Genomic DNA, 18,645 nt, shown 5'->3' with positions numbered 1-18,645 from the left:
CGCGGCTCGAACAACCTGAGGTTCCGCCATGCTACCTTTTGAAACAAACGAAACCCTGAAGCGGCTGTTCCAGCGGTTCTATCGCGAGGAACTGAACAACCTCAGCGCAGACGAGCGCGCCGCCTTCGAGCGCCAGTTCGAAGAGAGGTTCCAGGCGCTGCTGGAGGAAACCGGCGGTGAAAGCTTCGGCTTTGCCGATCTGATCGGCTTTGGCGGTGAAGGCGTCAAACCCTTCGGCGATCTGCCCTACCACCGGATCAAGCCCGATTTCGACGCCGCCGTCATTCCCAGCCAGCTGCATGCCACGGCCGAACTCTATTACATCTATCAGCACGAACGCATGAAGGTGTTCGAGGTGATCGACGTGCTGCGCAAGCTGTTCCAGTTGGGCCGCCTGCGGATTCAGCAGGGTCCGGGCGCGCGCAGCCTGTATATCCTGGAGAAATGGAAGCCGCTGCGCTATTCGCGCCGCGACCGGATGATCGCCTATCGGCGCGTGTTCAACTACGGCGCGGGGCCAGCCCCGGCCGGCGCCGTCGTCAACAAGAACTTTCACTACCAGTTCGTCGCCTTCATGTCCTCGATGGCGCAGTACACCCGGGACCTGACGGTCAGCGAGGTGATCAAGGGTTCGCAGCAGATCGACGACCGCCCCTACGGCAACATCGCGTCGATCCAGCGGCTCGGGACCGATCTGCGCTATGCCCTCGACCGGTCGAGCTATGGCAACATCCTGGCGCTGACCCACGAGGTCGGCCAGTACCTTCAGACCACGCTGGATCTGCTGGCGTCGCCGGACATCCTGAAAAGTTTTGACGCCAACAACAAATGGGACGTGATCGAACAGATCTCGCAGCGTCACCTGAAGGGTCATGCCCCGCTGTCGCAACGCTCGAAAATGGCCGAGGCCGGCCGGCGCGCCCTGGAATTCATCGCCGGCAACGATTTCAACACCTCCATCGACATCGAGGTGTTCCGCTCCGAAATCCGGCCGATCGCCGCCTTTGCCGAAGCCTGGATCGCGGCCTACCGGATGACCGCCGAAGGCCGGAGGTTCCCCGGCGTCACCGATCAGCTGCGCTGGTCGCAAGGGTTGCCCAAGCGCAGCGCGGCGCGGATCCCGGCATGAGGTTGACCGATGACACATTTGCCTTCGGCACGCAGCAGGCGATCCGCGACATCCCCTGACCTGATCATCGACGGGCGTCTTGCGTTTTCCGAGCACGGGCTGATGCTGTCGCTCGCCCTGGCCAGGGTGCGGCGGGTGTGGCTGGTCCAGGGGCTTTGGGCCCTGTTGCAACGGTTCGAGGTCATCGATTACCCCGAATTCGCCGATGAGGGCGAGGCCACCGAGGCGATGCTGCCGTCGCTGCGCCAATGGCACGCGATCTGGACCGGGTCGACCCAGTTGGAACAGTTCTGCTGGGTGGGTGACCTGCTGTTCGAAAGCCGCCTGCCGCCGGAATTCGACCAGTGCGCCGCCCGCCGCCTGCAGACATTCGCGACCTTGCTCGAACAATTCGCGGCCAGCGATGGGCCGATCTCGGCGCTGACGGTCTGCGCGCGCGACGCGGCGGCCCTGGCGGCGCTGAACATGGTCGAGGCACCGGTGATCCTGACCGACATCGGCGCGGACGACACGCCGCGGCTCGTACGGTTCCTGGACAGCGCATCCATCGACTGCCGCATGGTCGAGGGCGGCTCGGCCCGGCGGCTGTCGCAGGCCGCACTTGGCGCCGATCCACCGCCGGCGGTCGCGCTTGCACTGGACTGCGGGGTCCGCGTGGCGGCGCTGCAAGTGCTGGCGCCGCGGGCGGTCACGGCCGCGCTGGAGGACGACGCCGAGTACGAACCGGACGATGCGGTCTATTCCGACGAGCACGACCCCTGGAGCGGCGCGTCGGCGATCTGGTGCGAGGTGACCCCGTGACCGGGCGCGCGGTCGCCATAGACGCGCCGCGCATGAACCTGCGCGAATTGGCGCGGATCAGCGTCTCGGGCCGCATCGCCCCGCCGCTGACCAAGGGCTCGGCCTATCGCATCGGCCAGGATGGCGGGCTGCGGGTGCTGCCGGGATCCGGCGGTATCACCTACAGCCACCGCATCGGCGACCGCTGCGTCGGGCTTGCCGCCGATCACCTCGAACCGGGCGTGTCGATCCGGAACACCGAAAAAAGCAGCGGATCCGTGCGCGACGCCGCGAACCGGGCGCTGAACGCCCTGGCCTGCGTCGGCAACGTGGCCATGGTGACTGCCGGGCCGGCGGCCGGCGCAAAAGGCATCGTCACCGGCAAACATGGCGGGGTCGCGAACGTGCTGATCGACTTCCCGCTGGCGCAGATGCGAAGGATGCGGCTGGGCGATCCGGTCCAGGTGGCGGCGATCGGCCAGGGTCTGCGGCTGCTCGACTTTCCGGACGTGGCGGTGATGAACGCCGCACCCGACCTGATCGTGCGGCTGGGCGTGCGCGTCGATGGCGGACGGCTTTCCATTCCCGTCACGCACCTGGTGCCGGCCGCCCTGATGGGATCGGGGCTGGGCAAATCCTCGGCGGCGCGCGGCGACTACGACATCCAGCTGTTCGACCGGCGGGTCGTCGCGCACTACGGCCTTGACCGGCTGCGGTTCGGAGATTTCGTTGCGATCACCGATGCCGACGGGCGCTATGGCCGGTCCTTTTCCGGCGGGCACCTGACAGTGGGGGTCGTGGTGCACAGCGACAGCACCGTGGCCGGGCACGGGCCCGGGGTGACAACGATCCTCAGCGGGCCGGCCTCGAGACTCAAGCCACGGCTCGACCGCACCGCCAATCTGGCCCGCCTTTACGGCGTACGGCGTCTCGCCGCCGCGAAACCGCAGCGCACCTTCGTCGAGAAGACATCCCATCTTGCGCCCCGGATAACCGCCGACGTCGAAAAGCTGCCCAGGATAGCCAGGAGGTAGATCGATGAACATGCTAGCAACAAGGCTCCACCACGGCACCGCTGTCGGCCACAGGCCCTGCCGGTGCCGACGGTGCCGGGCGGCGGCCCGGATGGAGGCGACATCGGCGCCCGCGCTGCCGTCGTTCCCGCTCCACCCCGGCATTCCCGCGGCGCCGGGCACCCCTGCCGGGCAGCTGGTGTTGCGCGACTGGGGCGGCTGGGGCAACGGCGTCCGGCTGTCGAACCTGCTGCGGGCCGCCGCCTGGCTTGACGAGACGATGAAGCATGCCCGCCGCGCCAGGCCATCGGCGGAGATGATCCGTCGGCTGCCGGTGCGGTTGCGCCCGTTCTTTCGTCCCGGGTTGCGCCTCTACCGGATATCGCTGGGTGGACGCATCCGCCCGATCGACATCGGCATGACGACGATCCCGGCCGGGTTCCGGGTCCTGAAACATTTCACGCCGCCCTCGCAGATCCGGTCGCCCTCGATCCGCAAGGGCAAGGGCCGGTACAGCCAGATGAGCCCGCGGGTGCCCGACCGGTCCAAGGCCATGGTGCACCTCAGCACGTTCAAGAAACCGCTGCGCTACGGGACCACCGGCGACCGGCGCATGCTGCACGCCTACGAGATCGTTTTGCAGCGGCAGGAACGAACCGACACCTATGCGCCCAGAACGTGGACCTTCGAAGAGTGAACAGAGGAGACCCCGGGATGAAAGCCGATCATACCAAAGACATGGACGCGCTCGACCGGCTCGTCGACCGCGAGTTGCAGGCCCTGCTGGGTCGCTTTCCGCCGCGACCGCCAAAGTCCGGGCGCCGCAAGACGCCCGCGCCGCACAGGCAGATGGACGATCCCGACCCCGCGCCCGATCCGCCCCGGGACAACGTCGTGCGGGCACATCCCCTGGCGCGGCGTCCCGAGACAAGGGGTGACGCGCCGCTCGACGATCTCTTTGCCATCGACGAGCGCGCGTTTCTGACCAATGCCGCCGATTGGCTGCGCGGGCGGCCGAATGCCGACATCCTGCTGGACGCCTTGACGCGGCGCGTGCTGGCCGACAGCGCCGAAGACGACACCATCGACACATTCGCCCTGCCGGACGCCGGCGCGACCGATCTTTCGCTGCCCGACAGTGACGCCGCGCCCGGGGAAGACTGGGACGATCCGGACACCTTCGACATGGCCAGGGAGCCCGAGGGCGAACAGCCGCCCGACGATGCCTGGGACGCGGTCGATTTCGAGGTGCCGGAAGACCCCCCCGAAGACGACGGCGCGGCGGACGACCAGGGCACCAGGCCATGACGGTTGGCGGGGTCATACGGACCCCGCTTCCGCTCGACCGGATGGTCGAGGCGATGGACTACGCGGTACTCGGCCCCTTCGACGGCCGCTGGCGGGTGCGAAACGTCACCCCGCCCCTGTCGTCGGTGTGCCATGTCGAGCGGGATTTCGGCAGCGGCCGCCTGTCCGGCAGCACCGGGTTTCTGATCGGCGACCGGGTTGTCGTCACGGCGGGCCACTGCCTGTATTCGCCGCTGCGCCGCCGCGGCCCGCGCAGGATCCTGGTCACCGCCGGCCGAAATGGCCCGCACCGGCCCTTCGGCGCGATCTGGGCGCAGCGTTGGTATGCGCATCCGGCCTTTGTCACGCAGACGAACCCGCTGTTTGACTATGGCGTGATCATCCTGCCACGCGGCTTTCCCGGATTGCGCCCTGCCCTCCGCCTGACCGCGCCCGGCACGGCTGAACTGGTCCGCGCGCGGGACAGCCGCCTGGCGCACATCGCGGGCTACCCCTCGGACAAGCGGCGCGGCGAGCTTTGGTGCCACGCCGAACGCATGGACCGGATCGGGCGCCGGCTGATTGCCTACAGCGTCGACACCTGCCCCGGGCATTCCGGCGCGCCGGTCTGGTTGGACACGGGCGGTGGCCGCAGGGATGTCATCGCGATCCATACGCGCGGGCCGCGGCCCTCGGGCCGGGGACCCTGGGGCTGTCGCCCGGGCGCGCCGATGGCGCCGGTGGGGCACTTCAACACCGGCATCCGCATCACCCCGACAGTGCGCCGCGCGATCATCGACGCCTGCCACCAGCGCGGTGTTCTGCAAAGGATCACCAATTAGGATAACCAGAAGTTGAAACGCACCATGCCAGACAATCCAAAGATGTCAGACGACGGTTACGAATCGCCGCCCGCTGCGGTAAAATCGACCCGTTCGGCGGGCGTGCCAGATGCTGATGCGCAGGCCAGTGAAAGTAATAGATTGCATGGTTTCAACGCGTTGCCCAGGGGGACGGTGAATTTGCACACCGAAGCCAACAATCCTCGCGCGGTGCCACCCTATTCGGCCTTTGCCGCGATCTACGACAAGGCCATGGGCGAGGCCGTTCTGCCCAGCCTGATCGACGCGTTTTCGCAAAGCCATCGGCGGTTTTGTGCCGACCTGTCCAGCATCGCCGATGTCGGCTGCGGCACCGGGCGCTTCCTGCACTACCTCACGCGCTTTGGCGGGCAGCTTGTCGGAGTGGGCCGGTCCGCCAACATGCTGCGCCTGGCCGAACGCCGGCTGGCGGGCAAGCAGGTCGAGCTGATCCGAATGGACATTCGCAAGCTGCGGCTGCCGGCACCGGTTTCCACGCTGACCTGCACCTTTGACACGCTCAACTACCTGACCGAGCCGGGCGACCTGGCCGCGGCGTTTCGCGGGTTTTCGGCGGCGCTGCGTCCCGGTGGGACGCTGATGTTCGACTTCATCCCCGAGGGCGCGAACAAGGGGGCGAAAAGCGGACGCCAGCGCGTGCGGATTGGCGACATCCGTTCGGAATGGCGGGTGCACCTGGACCCGGAGGGGCGCGGCAGCGCGGTCGCGATCCTGATGCGGAAAGGCGTCCGAGGCGAGACGCCGGTGATCGCCGAAATGCATCGCCAGCGCTGGCATCCGGCCGACGAGATTCGCCAGGGGCTTTCGGCGTCGGGATTCCAGATCCTCGATTGGCGCCCGGCCGAGCCCGAGGGCAGCGGCGACTGGGTGCATGTCGTCGCCCGGCTCGCGCGCGGTCCGACGGAGCCGGGCGCGTGACTTCGCCTACGGCCGACAAGCGCACCACCGGTGTGCCGCTGCAAGCGGCCGGTTCCGGGTCGATGGCCGACAGGCTGTCGGACCTGAGCGAGGAGATCCTGGAGTTCCGGATGAAGGGCCGCCGGTTCGCCGCGATTCCCCAGGAAGACTGGGTGTCCGCCCCCGACGAGGCGGCAAGCGGCGCCCTGCGCGATCAGATCGCGGGCCGCATCGTGTGCGACGGCGATGTCTTTGTCGTCTTCGGCGACGCGCGCCGCCAGCCCAACATAGATGACCGGTCGTTTGCGCATCGCCTGACGCACCGCGAGCTCAAGGTTGCCTGCCTGATCTCCGAGGGCCTGACCGACAAGGAGATCGCCCGCAAGCTGGGGATCAGCGCCCACACGGTCCGCGAGCACTGCCGGCGTGCCTGCGCCAAGCTGAACATCTCCCGCAGATCGGCCCTGGTCCGCTATCTGTTCATCACGCGCGCGTCCGGGGAGACGCCGGCCGCCGAGGACTGATCGTTCACAGCGCCCCGATCCCCTGCCATAGGCGCGCGGAGCGGACCGCGTTGAAAAACGTCCAGGGCACCCTCAAGCATCGTCCCGAAAGTCCAGAGATCACGCACGAACATTCAGTCTGGATCACTCGGAGGGGGTCGACCAAACTAGATACTGTCCTTCACGCGGTCCCAGGTCTTCATGAGATGGCTTTCCATGGCTTGGCCAAGGCCCGGTCCATCCCTGTCTTTCAGCGCCTGCACCATTTTCTCGTGATCCGCCACCGCGCCGTCCCAGGAGTCAGGCTTCTGATTGCCGATGTATCGAATGCGTTTCAGCCTGGCCTGGATGTTCGACTGCATCTCTTTCAGCGTCTCGTTCTTCGAAAGCTCTGCAAGCCGCGAGTGAAACTCCTGGTTCAACTTGTAGTACGGCATCCGGTCGCGCTTGCGGTAGCAGGCCATCATGCGCTCGTGCAACTCGACCAATTCCCCGATCTCTTCGTCGCTCGCTCGCACGCAGGCGAGCTCACCGGCCAGCCTCTCAAGCTGGCCCAGCACCTCGAGCATCGAGAACACGTCCTCGGGGGTCAGTTTCCGAACGATGCTGCCTTTCGACGGGCGTACGATCACCAGCCCTTCGGCGGCGAGCGTGCGGAGCGCCTCGCGAAAGGGCGTCCGCGACACGCCCAGGTCCTCGATGAGTTGCGCCTCATCGATTCGGCTTCCCGGCTCCAGCTTGCCCTCGATGATCAGGTCGCGAACACGGGTCACAACCTGATCGTGGAGAGAGCGGTTGGTTATGGCGATAGATGGAGCCATGGGTAACTCTCTACTTATTATGGCTTATTTCAGACATCGGCGATGCGTGGACAAGGTATCCAGTTTTGGCTTGTCGGTCCATACTCTGCACATGTATACAAAATACATGTAGCGGAAATGCACGCCTGCATGCCGCAAGGAGAGGAGACCACTCAATGAAATCGCTTCGCAATGGTGTGTCCGCCAGCTTGATGGTTTGCGCCCTGTCACTGTCTGCGGCGTCGGTCGCCGCCGAGACATTCATCGTGGCGGTCGGTGCCGCGTCGAACAGCCTGCAGGGACGCAGCGCCGCCAAGTTCGCCGAAGACCTGCAGGCCGAACTCGGCGATGCCCATGTTGTCCAGTTCTACGCCGATGCGCAGCTTGGCGATGAAAAGGAGCTCATGCAGAAGCTTCGGCTTGGCACGGTCCAGTTCACCCTGATTTCATCGATCATGACCAACGTGGCGCCCGAATTCGCGCTGTTCGACATGCCTTTCCTTGTCCAGGATCGCGCCCATCTCAAGGCGATCGATACCGAGATCGTGCAAAGCGAACTCGCGCCCAAGGCCGAGCAGTCCGGTCTGAAGGTGCTGTCGACCTGGGAAAACGGGTTCCGCCAGATCACCAACAACACGCGGCCGATCAATACCCCGGCGGACCTTGAGGGTCTCAAGATCCGCACGCCGTCTTCGGAATGGCGCGTCGCCATGTTCAAGTCGTGGGGCGCCAACCCGACGCCGATGTCCTTTTCCGAGGTCTTCGTGGCCTTGCAGACCGGAACCATGGACGGCCAGGAGAACCCGCTGACCAACATCACCGGCGCAAACTTCCAGGAAGTTCAGAAATACCTGAGCATGACCGGCCACGTCTATTCCCCGGCCTACCTGACCACGGGGCTGGACAGCTGGAACAGCCTGCCGGAGGACGTGCAGGCCGCCGTCAGGACCGTCGCCGCATCGGTCCAGGACTGGGCCCTGGCCGAAGGCGCTGCCGCCGACAACGAACTGGTGGACAAGGTCAAGGCCGCCGGCATGGAGGTCAACGAGGCCGACAAGCAGGCCTTCATCGAAGCCTCGGCGCCGATCTACAAGGCCTTTGCCGAGCAGGTCGACGGCGGAGACGACCTGGTCGCCCGCGCACAGGCCCTGGCCAAGTAAGTCGCAGGACTGCGCCGGCCGGCGTTACCGCCGGCCGGCCGCTTCCGCATCCCGAGGACACATCCACATGGTCGCCAAGTTCGAGAAAGCCCTTTTGTGGGTTATTGAGACTGTTTGCCTGGCGCTTCTGGTCGCCCTGGCGTTGTCGGTCATCTATTCGACCACCATGCGCTACCTGGGGTCATCGCCGTCCTGGTACGATGAAATCGCTAGCGTGCTGCTGGCCTGGCTGACTTTTTTCGGCGCCACCTACGCCCTGTTCCTGCGCCAGCACATGAGCTTTGGCGGCCTCGTCACGGCATTGCCGAAACGCGCCGCGGTGGCGCTTGCGCTGTTCTCCGAACTCCTGGTGATCGGGTTTTTCGCCGTCGTCGCCTGGTACGGCAACGCCGTGCTGGCCGTCGCCAAGTGGGACTCGCTGCTCAGCATCCGGTGGATGACGCTGGACATCGTCCAGTCGGTCATCCCGATATCCGCAGTGCTGATGATCATCGGGACGTTGCTGACCATGCCGCGCGCCCTGGCGAACGCAGCGGCCGGGATCGACACGGAACACGCCGAGATCGAGCAGGCCATCGCCGAGGCTGAGCGCGAAAACGCGGACATCTCGCGGAAGGACGACACCCGATGATCCTTTTCATCACAACGGTTGCCTTGATCGGGCTGATCCTCATCGACGTGCCAATCGCCGTCGCCATCGGCATCGTCGCCCTGGGCGGGCTGCTGCTGACGCCGGGCGGCGCGACGCTCTACGACATGGTGATCGCGCTCTATTCGGGGTCCACCTCGTTCCCGCTGATCGCCATCCCGCTGTTCATCCTGGCCGGCAACCTGATGAACACCTCGGGCATCTCGGTGCGACTGATCAACTTCGTGTCCTCCCTGATCGGCTTTGTGCGCGGCGGTCTCGGCATGGTGAACATCGGCGTCTCGATGGTCTTCGCCGAGATCTCAGGCTCGGCCGTCGCGGATGTGGCGGCCACCGGCACCGTGCTGATCCCCGAGATGAAGCGACGCGGTTATTCCCGCACGCTGGCGGCCGCGATCACCTCGTCCTCGGCCTCGCTGGCGATCATCATCCCGCCGTCGATCCCGATGATCCTCTACGGCGCCATCGCCGAAACCTCGGTGCTCAAGCTGTTCGTGGCGGGCGTGGTGCCGGGCGTTCTGGGCGGCGTGCTGTTGATGGCGGTGACCTATGTCATGGCGATCCGCTACGACCTGCCCCGGGCCGAGGGCTTTGACCTGTGCCACGTCTGGCGCGCGTTCAAAGAGGCGATCTGGGCTCTGCTGATGCCGGTCATCATCCTGGGCGGCATCTTCTCCGGCATCGTCACGGCGACCGAGGGCGCGGGTCTCGCGGTGCTGGCGGCGCTGGTGATCGGTCTGTTCATCTATCGCGACATGGACGTGTCACGCCTGCGCAAGGTGATGCTGGAAGGCGTCAGCCAGACCGGCATCGTGATGCTGCTGGTGGCCACCTCGGCGGCGCTGGGGCTGTTCCTGACGCAGGCGCAGGTGCCGCAGCAGCTTGCCCAGCAGATCACGGAGTTCACGACCAATCCGCTGGTCGTGCTGGCGCTGCTCAACCTTCTGTTGCTCGTGCTGGGGATGTTCCTGCACGGCGCCGCCGCGATCATACTCGTGGTGCCGGTGGTCATGCCGCTGGTCAACGCCGTGGGGATCGATCCCATTCACTTCGGGATCATGGTCACGCTGAACCTGGCCATCGGCCAGCAGACGCCGCCCGTCGCCTCGGTGCTGATCACCTCGTGTTCCATCGCCAAGGCGGGCATCTGGGAAACCTCCCGCACCAACCTGCCGTTCATCGGCGTGCTCGCCTTCATCCTCTTGCTGGTGACCTACGTGCCGCAAGTATCTCTCGCTCTTACGGAGATCATCCAATGACCGATCCGAAACCGCGTATCGCACTCATTCCCGGGGACCCTTCCGGGATCGGACCGGAACTGATCGCCAAGCTGCTGAACGAAGAGGGCGTGAAGGACGCCGCCGACATCGTCCTGATCGGGGATGGACATGTCTGGCGGCAGGGCGCGGCCCAGGCGGGACTGGACATCGACCTGGTGCAGATCGACGAAGACGCCATCCCGACCCAGCAGGGCCTGGCCTGGCTGCCGATGGAGACCATCGCACCCGAGGACGTGAAGATCGCCGAGGTGACGGTCGCCGGCGGCACGTGCAGCCTGCGCTGCCTCGACAAGGCGCTTGATCTGGCGATGGCGGGCAAGGTGGACGGGATCCTGTTCGGGCCGTTCAACAAGGCCGCGTTGACCAGCGCGGGCCTGAACGCCGAGGACGAACACCGCTACATCGCCCGCTACATCGGCTTCACCGGCTACCACAGCGAGATCAACGTTCTGGGCGACCTGATGACCACGCGTGTCACCAGCCACATCGGCCTGAAGGAGGTCGCCGGGAAGATCACGACACAGGCGGTCGAACAGGCGATCGGCCTGGCCGAAGACACCTGTCGACGCGCGGGCAACGCCCGGCCGCATATCGCCGTGGCCGCGCTGAACCCGCATGCGGGCGACAACGGCAAGTTCGGCCGCGAGGAAATCGACGTGCTGAAGCCCGTCATCGACGCCGCGCAGGCGCAACAGAAGAACGTCACCGGCCCCTGGCCTTCGGATACCGTGTTTCTCAAGGCGCAGCGGGGCGAGGTGGATGCCGTCGTCACGATGTACCACGACCAGGGCCAGATCGCGATCAAGCTGATGGGGTTCGACCGCGGCGTGACCGTGGCCGGGGGGCTGCCGATCCCGGTGGCCACGCCGGCCCACGGCACCGCGTTCGACATCGCCGGACAGAACAAGGCGAACGTCGGCGCGACGCTTCAGGCGTTCAACCTGCTCGTCCGCATGGCCCGAAATCATCGCGCAAGCCGCGCGGCAGCCTGACAAGGAATTCCCCATGACCAAGATCAAATCCATCCGCACCCGCGTCTGGAACTGGACGGGGCCGACGGTGCCGCCCTCGGGCAACTTCTGCACCAATGCCTCTGACGCGCTCTGGATGAAGGGCGACGCGATGGCGTCGTTCCGGTTTCACCAATGGCTGACCTGCGAGGTCGAGACCGAGGACGGCACCATCGGCATCGGCAACGCCGCGCTGGCCCCGACCGTGGTCAAGAAGGCCATCGACGACTGGTACGCCCCCCTGGTGATCGGCGAAGACCCGTTCGACTATGCCTACATCTGGGAAAAGATGTATCGCCGCACCCATGCCTGGGGCCGCAAGGGGATCGGCATGACGGCGATTTCCGCCATCGACATCGCCATCTGGGACCTGATGGGCAAGCTGGTGGGCAAGCCGGTGTTCAAGCTGCTGGGCGGGCGCACGAAAGAGAAAATCCCGGTCTACTACTCCAAGCTCTATGCAGGTCCGGTCGAGACGATGCAGGCCGAGGCCGAAGAGGCGATGAAGAACGGCTACACCGCCTACAAGTCGCGGTTCGGCTATGGCCCCAAGGACGGCATGGCGGGGATGCGCGAGAACCTCAAGCGCGTGGAGGCCCTGCGCGAGGTGATCGGCTATGACAGGGACCTGATGCTCGAGTGTTACATGGGCTGGAACCTGGATTACGCCAAGCGGATGCTGCCCAAGCTGGCCAAGTATGAACCGCGCTGGCTGGAAGAGCCGGTGATCGCCGACGACGTGGCCGGATATGCCGAACTGAACGCGATGAACATCGTGCCCATCTCCGGCGGCGAGCATGAATTCTCGATCATCGGCTGCAAGGACCTGATCGAGAAAAAGGCGGTGAGCGTGCTGCAATACGACACCAACCGTGTCGGCGGCATCACCGCGGCGCAAAAGATCAACGCCATCGCAGAGGCCGCGCAGATCCCGGTGATCCCGCATGCCGGCCAGGTGCACAACTATCATCTGACCATGGCCAATACGAACTGCCCGATCTCCGAATACTTCCCGGTGTTCGATGTCGAGGTCGGCAACGAGCTGTTCTACTACATCTTCGAGGGCGATCCCGAAGCGGTCGACGGCTATCTGCAACTGGATGACGACAAGCCGGGCCTCGGGATCACCATCTCCGACAAACACCTCAAGCATTTCGAGATCGTGGAATGAGCTGGTCTGGGATCTGGCCCGTCGCGCCGACGCCGTTTCACGACGATGGCCCGCTCGACCTGGACGGCATGAAGCGTGTCCTGGACTGTCTGATCGACCAGGGTGCCGACGGCATCTGCATCCTGGCGAATTTCTCGGAGCAATTCCTGATCTCCGACGAAGAGCGGGCGATCCTCACGCGGCTCTGTCTGGATCATGTGGCCGGTCGCGTGCCGGTGATCGTGACCATCAGCCACTATGCCACGCAGATCGCGGTCGACCGCGCGCGGTTCGCCAAGTCGCTGGGCGCCGACATCGTGATGATGATGCCGCCCTACCACGGCGCGCTCCTGAAGGGCACGCCCGAGCAGACGTTCGAGCAGTTCCGCGCCGTCGGCGAGGTCGGCATCCCGATCATGGTGCAGGACGCGCCCCTGTCCGGCGTCGAACTGCCGGTGCCGCTGCTGGTGCGGATGGCGCGCGAGATCGAAGCGGTGCGTCTGTTCAAGATCGAATGCCCGCGCGCCGCGAACAAGCTGCGCGCGCTGATCGCCGAAGGCGGCGACGCGATCGAGGCGCCGTTCGATGGCGAGGAGGGCATCACCCTGCTGGCCGACCTGGACGCCGGCGCGACAGGGTCGATGACCAGCGGCATGATCGTCGACCAGATCAAGCCGGTGATCGAAAAGCACCGTGCCGGCGATATCGACGGGGCCACCGCGGCCTATGCGCGGGTGGCAATGGCGATCAACCACGAGAACCGGCAATGCGGTTGGCAAAGCTGCAAGGCGGCGATGGTGGAGGGCGGGGTGATCAAGTCCGAGTTCTGCCGCCACCCGATCCCGCCGCTGCACCCGGCAATCCGCGGCCGGTTGATCGACCTTCTGCGGCCTCTCGACCCCCTGGTCCTGAGGTGGGGCCGCTAGACCGCCCCATGTTGCGGAGCCTTGATCGAGGCGATGGATGCGCGGGCGCAGCCCGATTCCAGGCGTCTACCTGACCAGGCGCTCGGTCATGAGCGCCTGCCGAACACTAGGCGGGACCCGAGAGCGCCCCGTCGATCACCTCGCGCAGTTCCGCGCCGACCCGGGCGAAGCCTAGGAGCCGAGCAGTCGCCACGATCAACTCATCCCGGGGCATGTCCCCGCTTTCCTCGACCACCCGGGCCGCCGCTGCGCTGATCTCGATCGGTGGCAACTGACCCGCAGTGCCGGGCGCGTCTGGGGCGGACCGGTCCCGCACGGGCGGGTCATCCTGCTGCGCCTTTGTCATCGCGAACTCCCTGTCCGCGACGATCCCGCCCGAACGCGTGGCGTGGGCGAGCGCCCGGTCCGACGCCTCGCGGATGCGTCTGCCGGTCCGGGCCTTGCCGAACGCCTCGGCCACCCTCCGCGCAATCAGGTCGCGGTGGATCGGGCCCTCCGCCTGAATGACCTTCGTCACCAGGTCTGAAAGCAGATGAAGCGGCGCCTCATGCGGCTCGAAGCTCGCTTTTATGGTGAAGCTGGAGACTTCGTACGCGGGCGCGGACAACTCGGGTGGCGGGGGCAGCACGGTTTCAACGTCGTAAGCAGCGTCGAACTTTTCCTCAACTGGCTGCAATCCCTCCCGATTTGCTCCCGAATAATGGGGTCCATCGGCCTGTGCAGCCTCCCCAAGCGCGGCCCGAAGGCGGTCGATCTCGGCGTGGCGGCGATGGAACCAGTCCGTGCTCCAGACCCGGTGGAAGCGCCAGCCGAGCCCCTCGAGCACGTCCTGGCGAAGCCTGTCGCGTTCCCGCGCCCAGAGCGCCGAGTGGTAGGCAGAACCGTCGCACTCCACCGCAAGGATGTAGCGGCCCGGCTGGTCGGGGTGCCGGACCCCGAGGTCGATCCGGAACCCCGCCGCACCCACCTGGTGATCGCAGGGGTAGCCCATGTTTCGGATCACGCTGGCGACGTCATCCTCGAAGGGGCTGTCGGCGGGCGCCCCGCTCGCCTCCGGTTGCGCAAGTTGGCCGGAGCGGGCGAACTCGAGGAACCGCTTGAGCACCCGTGGCCCGTCACGGCTGGTTCTGGATGTGTCGATGTCGTTCGGGTCGAACGAGCAGAAGACGATGCAGCGGGTCCGTGCGCGGGAGAAGAGCACGTTGAGCCGCCGCTCGCCCCCCTCGCCGTTCACCGGGCCGAACGACATCGAGGCGAGCCGGCCGTTCGGCTCGGTGGGCCCGTAGCCGACCGAGATCAGGATCACGTCGCGCTCGTCGCCCTGCACGTTCTCGATGTTCTTGACAAAGACGTCCTCCGCGCGCCCCTCGCGCAGGAACGCATCAAGGATTTCGTCCTCGCGCCGGGCGATCTCCAGGACCTCCGTCAGCATGTCGGACTGCGCCTTGGAGAAGGCGACGACGCCCAGGGACAGGTCCGGTCGACTCCGCGCGTGCTCGGCCACGGCACGGGCCACCGCTTCGGCCTCGATCCGGTTCGTGCCGGGGCGTCCGCCGCCGCGAGAGCGGCTGGAATAGACCCCGGGCACCCGGCGGAAGGCGAGCCCGTAATTGGGGTCGTTCTGGACCGGTGACGGGGGAAGGATCAGCCGGTGCTCGTAGAACTCGGCATTGTTCACGGTGATCAGCGACGGGTCGCGGGACCGATAGTGCCATTCCAGCATGGTCGGGTTCAGCCCACGCGCCTCGCAGAGTGCCAGCACGCTTTCCATTTCGGTGGCAGAGGCGGTCCGGACCTCCTCCTCCTCCTCGTCCCCGTCGTCCCCCTCGTCAGAGCCGGCAACCCGGTCGAAGAAGCTGGTGGGCGGGAGCTGTTTCTGGTCCCCCACCACCACGATCTGGCGGCAGCGGGCAATCGCGCCCAGCGCGTCTTCGGGCCGGACCTGGCTGGCCTCGTCGATCAGCAGCAGGTCGAACTCTGTCGACCCGGGTGGCAGGTATTGTGCGATGGAGATCGGGCTCATCAGGAGGACCGGCTTGATCCGTTGCACCATCTGGCCCGCCGCGCGCATGATCTGCCGGATCGGCTTGTGGCGGCGTTGCTTGGCCATTTCGCCGCGCAGGAACCCCATCTGGCCCGACGCCCCGGTGGGCAACTGGGCGAGGTGCTTGGCGCGCACGAGCTGCCGCGTTTCCTTCATCCGGGCCTCCTCCAGCCCGCGAAATGTCTCCACCAGCGCGTGCCGGTCGAGATGGGCCAGCCCGTCGAGGTCTGGGAGCGCGGCGCGCGCCGCCTCCCAGCGGGCCTCGGCGCTGGCGTAACGGAACTCGTCCACCGCATGTCCCGGTTCGATCACCCCATCGTCGAGAAGGGCCAGCAGCGGGGCGAGCCCGTCCGCTTCGAGCCGCGCCGACAGGGAAGAGAGGCGCGACCATTCCCCGTAGCGGCCTAGCCCGTCGCGCATGGCGATGATCCGGGCCTCAATCCCGGCGAGGGTCTGTCCTTCCCAGCTGAGGGCAAGCCGGTCCTCGAGCGATTTGAGCGCCGCCCGTGCCGCCTCCAGCGCGGGGACCAGCTCCACCGCAGCCTCGGCCGCCCCGCAGACCCGGTCCAGCGCTTCGGACGTCTCGATCGGGGCGATCGCGGTGAGGCGGGCCAGCCAGGCGGCCTGCGCCTGCAACGCGGCGAAAGGGGTCCGCTCGCCGCGCCAGTCCGGCCCAAGCAGGGAGGACAGGAACCCTTCCTCTTCTGAGAGGGTCTTGCGGAGCCCTCGGACGGTGATCAGCGTGTCGACGAGCCTCAGCCGGTCGGCGGGCGATTTCGGCAGGGCCCCGGACAGCAGCGTCGCGAGCTCCCGGCTCGCCCCGCGATAGGGTCCGAACAGGCGGGACCAGAAAGAGCCGACCCCGGGTGCAAGCCGCGCCCTGAGCGGGGCCGGGTCCATCCCGAATGCGGCCTCGGTGAAGGTCGCGCCGGCGGCGTCGCGCGCCCCGGCCCAGGCGGACCCAGCCTCGAGTGCCTCGTCGAGCCGCAGGTCTCCGGCGCGGGACAGCAGCGCGCCAGTTGCCGTGCGGGCCTCATCGGGTCGGTCCCCGGCTGCGATCAGCAGCGCATGGAGGGTCGCGCATTGCTCAAGGCGTTCCGGAGCGGGCCGTCCGGCTGTGTCCGCGACGCGGGCCGCCGTCTCGCGCAGGGTCACGAGCGCATCGGCCGCGCGCGCAAGATCGGGTTCAAGCCGCTGGAGGTCCGTGGGCTGTAGCGTGGTTGCCCCGACCCCGAAAAACGGGTGCTGGGCGCGGGGGCCGGTCCGGGCCAGCAGCTCCGCAAAGGCCGCGATCCGCTCTGCAAGCTCCCGGCGCGTCGCATCGTCCATCCCGGCCAGCCCGTCGCGCGGGATCCGCGGCGGGGGTGCGTTCTTGCCGACGAAACGAGCGATCTCGGCAATCGCTCGGAACGGGGTGAACCCGTACCCCGGGACCGGCTGATGCAGCAGGTCCGCCACTCCGTTCAGGCGGTCGCGCGCCTCGCGCAGCGCGTCTGGCGGTCCGGGCATCTCGGGGGCAGCCGCACCGGCGGCCAGCGTGCGCGCCAGCTCGTCCAGAAATGCCCGCTTGTTGGCTGCGCGCGAGTGGATCTCGAGGCAGAGGTCGCCGAGCCCCACCTTGCGCAGGCGGTCATGCACGACGGAGAGAGCGGCCATCTTCTCTGCCACGAAGAGGACCCGCTTTCCGTCATGGGCCGCCGCGGCGATGATGTTCGCGATCGTCTGGGACTTGCCTGTCCCGGGTGGTCCCTGCACGACGAGATTGCGGCCCGCGCGCACCTCTTCGATCACCCGGGTCTGCGAGGCATCGGCCGGAACGACATGCAGCAGGTCGCCGGGCTCCAGCCGCGGGTCGAGCCGTTCCTGCGGGCCGAAGAGGGGTGTGGACCGTTCGAACCCGCCGTCAAGCAGCCCAGCCAGCACCGGGTGTGCCTCAAAGGCGTCCTCGGGCCAATGCTCCGGTTCGAGATCCCGCATCATCAGAAGCTTCGAGAATGAGAAGAAGCCCAGCTGCATCCCGTCCCGGTCGATCGACCAGCGCGCGCGCCCGTCGATCCGGTCCAAGAGCTCGTCGAAATAGGACTCGGGGCTGAAGCTCTCGTCATCGACGATTTCCGGCAGCTCGAACCCGAAATCCGCCCGCAGCCGTTCCTGAAGAGGCAGGTTGGTGACGATCTCGGTGTCGCGGGCGCGCAGGTTGAAGATGGCGCGCCTGTCATCCCGAACAAGTTCCACGGGCACCAGGATCAGGGGAGACTCGCGCATGACATCCGAACTGTCGCTCTCGTACCAGCGCAGGAACCCCATCGCGAGGTAGAGGATGTTGACACCCTGCTCTTCCTCCGCGGTGCGCGCGTCGGTGAAAAGGCGCAGGAGGCGGCGTTGCAGAGCCTCGGGACCGAGACGGGTTTCAAGCAGCAGGTCCCGATACCGCGCTTCGCGATCCTCAGGGTCTTCCGCATCATCGGCCAGCGCCAGCAGAAGCGGCTCCTCGTCGGGCTGATCCTCCTCTTCGTCGCTGGGCTGGAAACGCATCTTCTTGCCCTGCGTCTTCAGCAGGTCGAACACGTCCGCGCTCCGCTCCTCGATGATGTCGAGCACGTTGGCGCGTTTTGCGGACCGGTTGACATGGATGAGCCGATTCCTGGTCCCCGTCTCGACGAGACGGCGCCGGGCGTCCTCCAGGAGACCCGAGAAATTGGTGGAGCGGGACTGGTTTTCCAAAGGCATGTCTTCCAAAAAAACTCGCTACTCGTTCGGGCTCAGCGCTGCGCCCCGTTTCAGCAATTCGTGGATCACCCCTCGAGGATCGGCAGGACCTGCCTGTCCTTGCAGCGCAGGAGCGTGGCAAGTGAACCGTGCGAGGACATGGCACGAAATATGGCCGCCTGGGCGGCGCCGGGCAGGTTTCCCTACATCGCCTGATCTTTGTTGTTCTTGTCAACCTGGGCCATCACGCCAGGATTCACGCGCGTGATCGCGGCGACCTGGTTCATGAAAGCGGCCAGGTCTGAACGCCCCGGATTTGCCGGAGGCGGATTGCGGTGGGTTGCGCGGCCATGGCGCTGAAAATGGCCGCGCGCGCTCCACGACCCTGCCCCGTCCAAACGGAGAGGATGACCTGGGACCCTGGCAG

16 protein-coding genes are annotated in these 18,645 nt (G+C 66.5%); 14 read left to right on the top strand and 2 right to left on the bottom strand.

Annotated features, from left to right (window positions below):
- Positions 1–28 precede the first annotated feature (28 nt).
- The 8 genes from MAA8898_RS23350 (at position 29) to MAA8898_RS23315 (ending at position 6,511) form a co-directional block, all read left to right on the top strand.
- On the top strand, positions 29–1,129 hold the full coding sequence (locus tag MAA8898_RS23350) for a hypothetical protein (protein WP_094023435.1): 1,101 nt from the start codon (positions 29–31) through the stop codon (positions 1,127–1,129).
- 9 nt (positions 1,130–1,138) lie between these two features.
- A complete protein-coding gene (locus MAA8898_RS23345; protein WP_094023434.1) occupies positions 1,139–1,930 on the top strand; it encodes a hypothetical protein in 792 nt (263 codons plus the stop codon).
- Complete coding sequence (locus tag MAA8898_RS23340; RefSeq protein WP_217900531.1) at positions 1,927–2,943, top strand: DUF4438 domain-containing protein; 1,017 nt, start codon at positions 1,927–1,929, stop codon at positions 2,941–2,943. Before MAA8898_RS23345 ends, MAA8898_RS23340 begins: the two co-directional genes overlap by 4 nt.
- Positions 2,944–3,034: 91 nt before the next feature.
- Complete coding sequence (locus tag MAA8898_RS23335; RefSeq protein ID WP_094023433.1) at positions 3,035–3,619, top strand: hypothetical protein; 585 nt, start codon at positions 3,035–3,037, stop codon at positions 3,617–3,619.
- Positions 3,620–3,636: 17 nt separating this feature from the next.
- The gene (locus tag MAA8898_RS23330) at positions 3,637–4,230 is read left to right on the top strand and encodes a hypothetical protein (RefSeq protein WP_094023432.1); all 594 of its coding nucleotides are present in this window, start codon (positions 3,637–3,639) and stop codon (positions 4,228–4,230) included.
- Positions 4,227–5,051 carry a trypsin-like serine peptidase gene (locus MAA8898_RS23325; protein ID WP_094023431.1) on the top strand — a complete coding sequence of 275 codons (825 nt, stop codon included), beginning with the start codon at positions 4,227–4,229 and terminating at the stop codon, positions 5,049–5,051. Before MAA8898_RS23330 ends, MAA8898_RS23325 begins: the two co-directional genes overlap by 4 nt.
- Positions 5,052–5,225: 174 nt before the next feature.
- Entirely contained in the window at positions 5,226–6,008 is a 783-nt protein-coding gene (locus tag MAA8898_RS23320) for a class I SAM-dependent DNA methyltransferase (RefSeq protein ID WP_176445297.1), read from the top strand.
- Positions 6,009–6,070: 62 nt separating this feature from the next.
- The gene (locus MAA8898_RS23315; RefSeq protein WP_094023456.1) at positions 6,071–6,511 is read left to right on the top strand and encodes a response regulator transcription factor; all 441 of its coding nucleotides are present in this window, start codon (positions 6,071–6,073) and stop codon (positions 6,509–6,511) included.
- A gap of 146 nt (positions 6,512–6,657) precedes the next feature.
- On the opposite strand, the gene MAA8898_RS23310 is transcribed toward MAA8898_RS23315, so the two are convergent.
- Positions 6,658–7,311: a GntR family transcriptional regulator gene (locus MAA8898_RS23310; protein ID WP_094023429.1), complete on the bottom strand. Its 654-nt coding sequence runs from the start codon at positions 7,309–7,311 to the stop codon at positions 6,658–6,660.
- Between the two features lie 155 nt (positions 7,312–7,466).
- Between MAA8898_RS23310 and MAA8898_RS23305 the strand changes: the two genes are divergently transcribed.
- The 6 genes from MAA8898_RS23305 to MAA8898_RS23280 all read left to right on the top strand — a co-directional run bounded on the left by MAA8898_RS23305 (position 7,467) and on the right by MAA8898_RS23280 (position 13,465).
- Positions 7,467–8,450, top strand: coding sequence for a TRAP transporter substrate-binding protein (locus tag MAA8898_RS23305; protein WP_094023428.1), 984 nt, complete (start codon positions 7,467–7,469; stop codon positions 8,448–8,450).
- Between the two features lie 67 nt (positions 8,451–8,517).
- Entirely contained in the window at positions 8,518–9,081 is a 564-nt protein-coding gene (locus MAA8898_RS23300; RefSeq protein WP_094023427.1) for a TRAP transporter small permease, read from the top strand.
- A complete protein-coding gene (locus tag MAA8898_RS23295; protein WP_094023426.1) occupies positions 9,078–10,358 on the top strand; it encodes a TRAP transporter large permease in 1,281 nt (426 codons plus the stop codon). The genes MAA8898_RS23300 and MAA8898_RS23295 overlap by 4 nt, the downstream gene beginning before the upstream one ends.
- Complete coding sequence (locus MAA8898_RS23290) at positions 10,355–11,371, top strand: 4-hydroxythreonine-4-phosphate dehydrogenase PdxA (protein WP_094023425.1); 1,017 nt, start codon at positions 10,355–10,357, stop codon at positions 11,369–11,371. Before MAA8898_RS23295 ends, MAA8898_RS23290 begins: the two co-directional genes overlap by 4 nt.
- A 13-nt stretch (positions 11,372–11,384) precedes the next feature.
- Positions 11,385–12,560, top strand: a complete 1,176-nt coding sequence (locus MAA8898_RS23285) for an L-rhamnonate dehydratase (RefSeq protein ID WP_094023424.1) — start codon at positions 11,385–11,387, stop codon at positions 12,558–12,560.
- Positions 12,557–13,465 carry a dihydrodipicolinate synthase family protein gene (locus tag MAA8898_RS23280; protein ID WP_094023423.1) on the top strand — a complete coding sequence of 303 codons (909 nt, stop codon included), beginning with the start codon at positions 12,557–12,559 and terminating at the stop codon, positions 13,463–13,465. The genes MAA8898_RS23285 and MAA8898_RS23280 overlap by 4 nt, the downstream gene beginning before the upstream one ends.
- Before the next feature lie 106 nt (positions 13,466–13,571).
- Here MAA8898_RS23280 and MAA8898_RS23275 read toward each other — a convergent pair whose 3' ends face one another.
- On the bottom strand, positions 13,572–18,239 hold the full coding sequence (locus tag MAA8898_RS23275; RefSeq protein ID WP_094023422.1) for a DUF3320 domain-containing protein: 4,668 nt from the start codon (positions 18,237–18,239) through the stop codon (positions 13,572–13,574).
- Between the last annotated feature and the right edge of the window lie 406 nt (positions 18,240–18,645).

Origin of the sequence: Antarctobacter aquimaris, from assembly GCF_900184945.1 — a bacterium.
Taxonomy (GTDB): Bacteria; Pseudomonadota; Alphaproteobacteria; order Rhodobacterales; family Rhodobacteraceae; genus Maliponia; species Maliponia aquimaris.
Note: the sequence above shows the minus strand (reverse complement) of the source record. Positions and strands in the feature narration are given on the sequence as shown.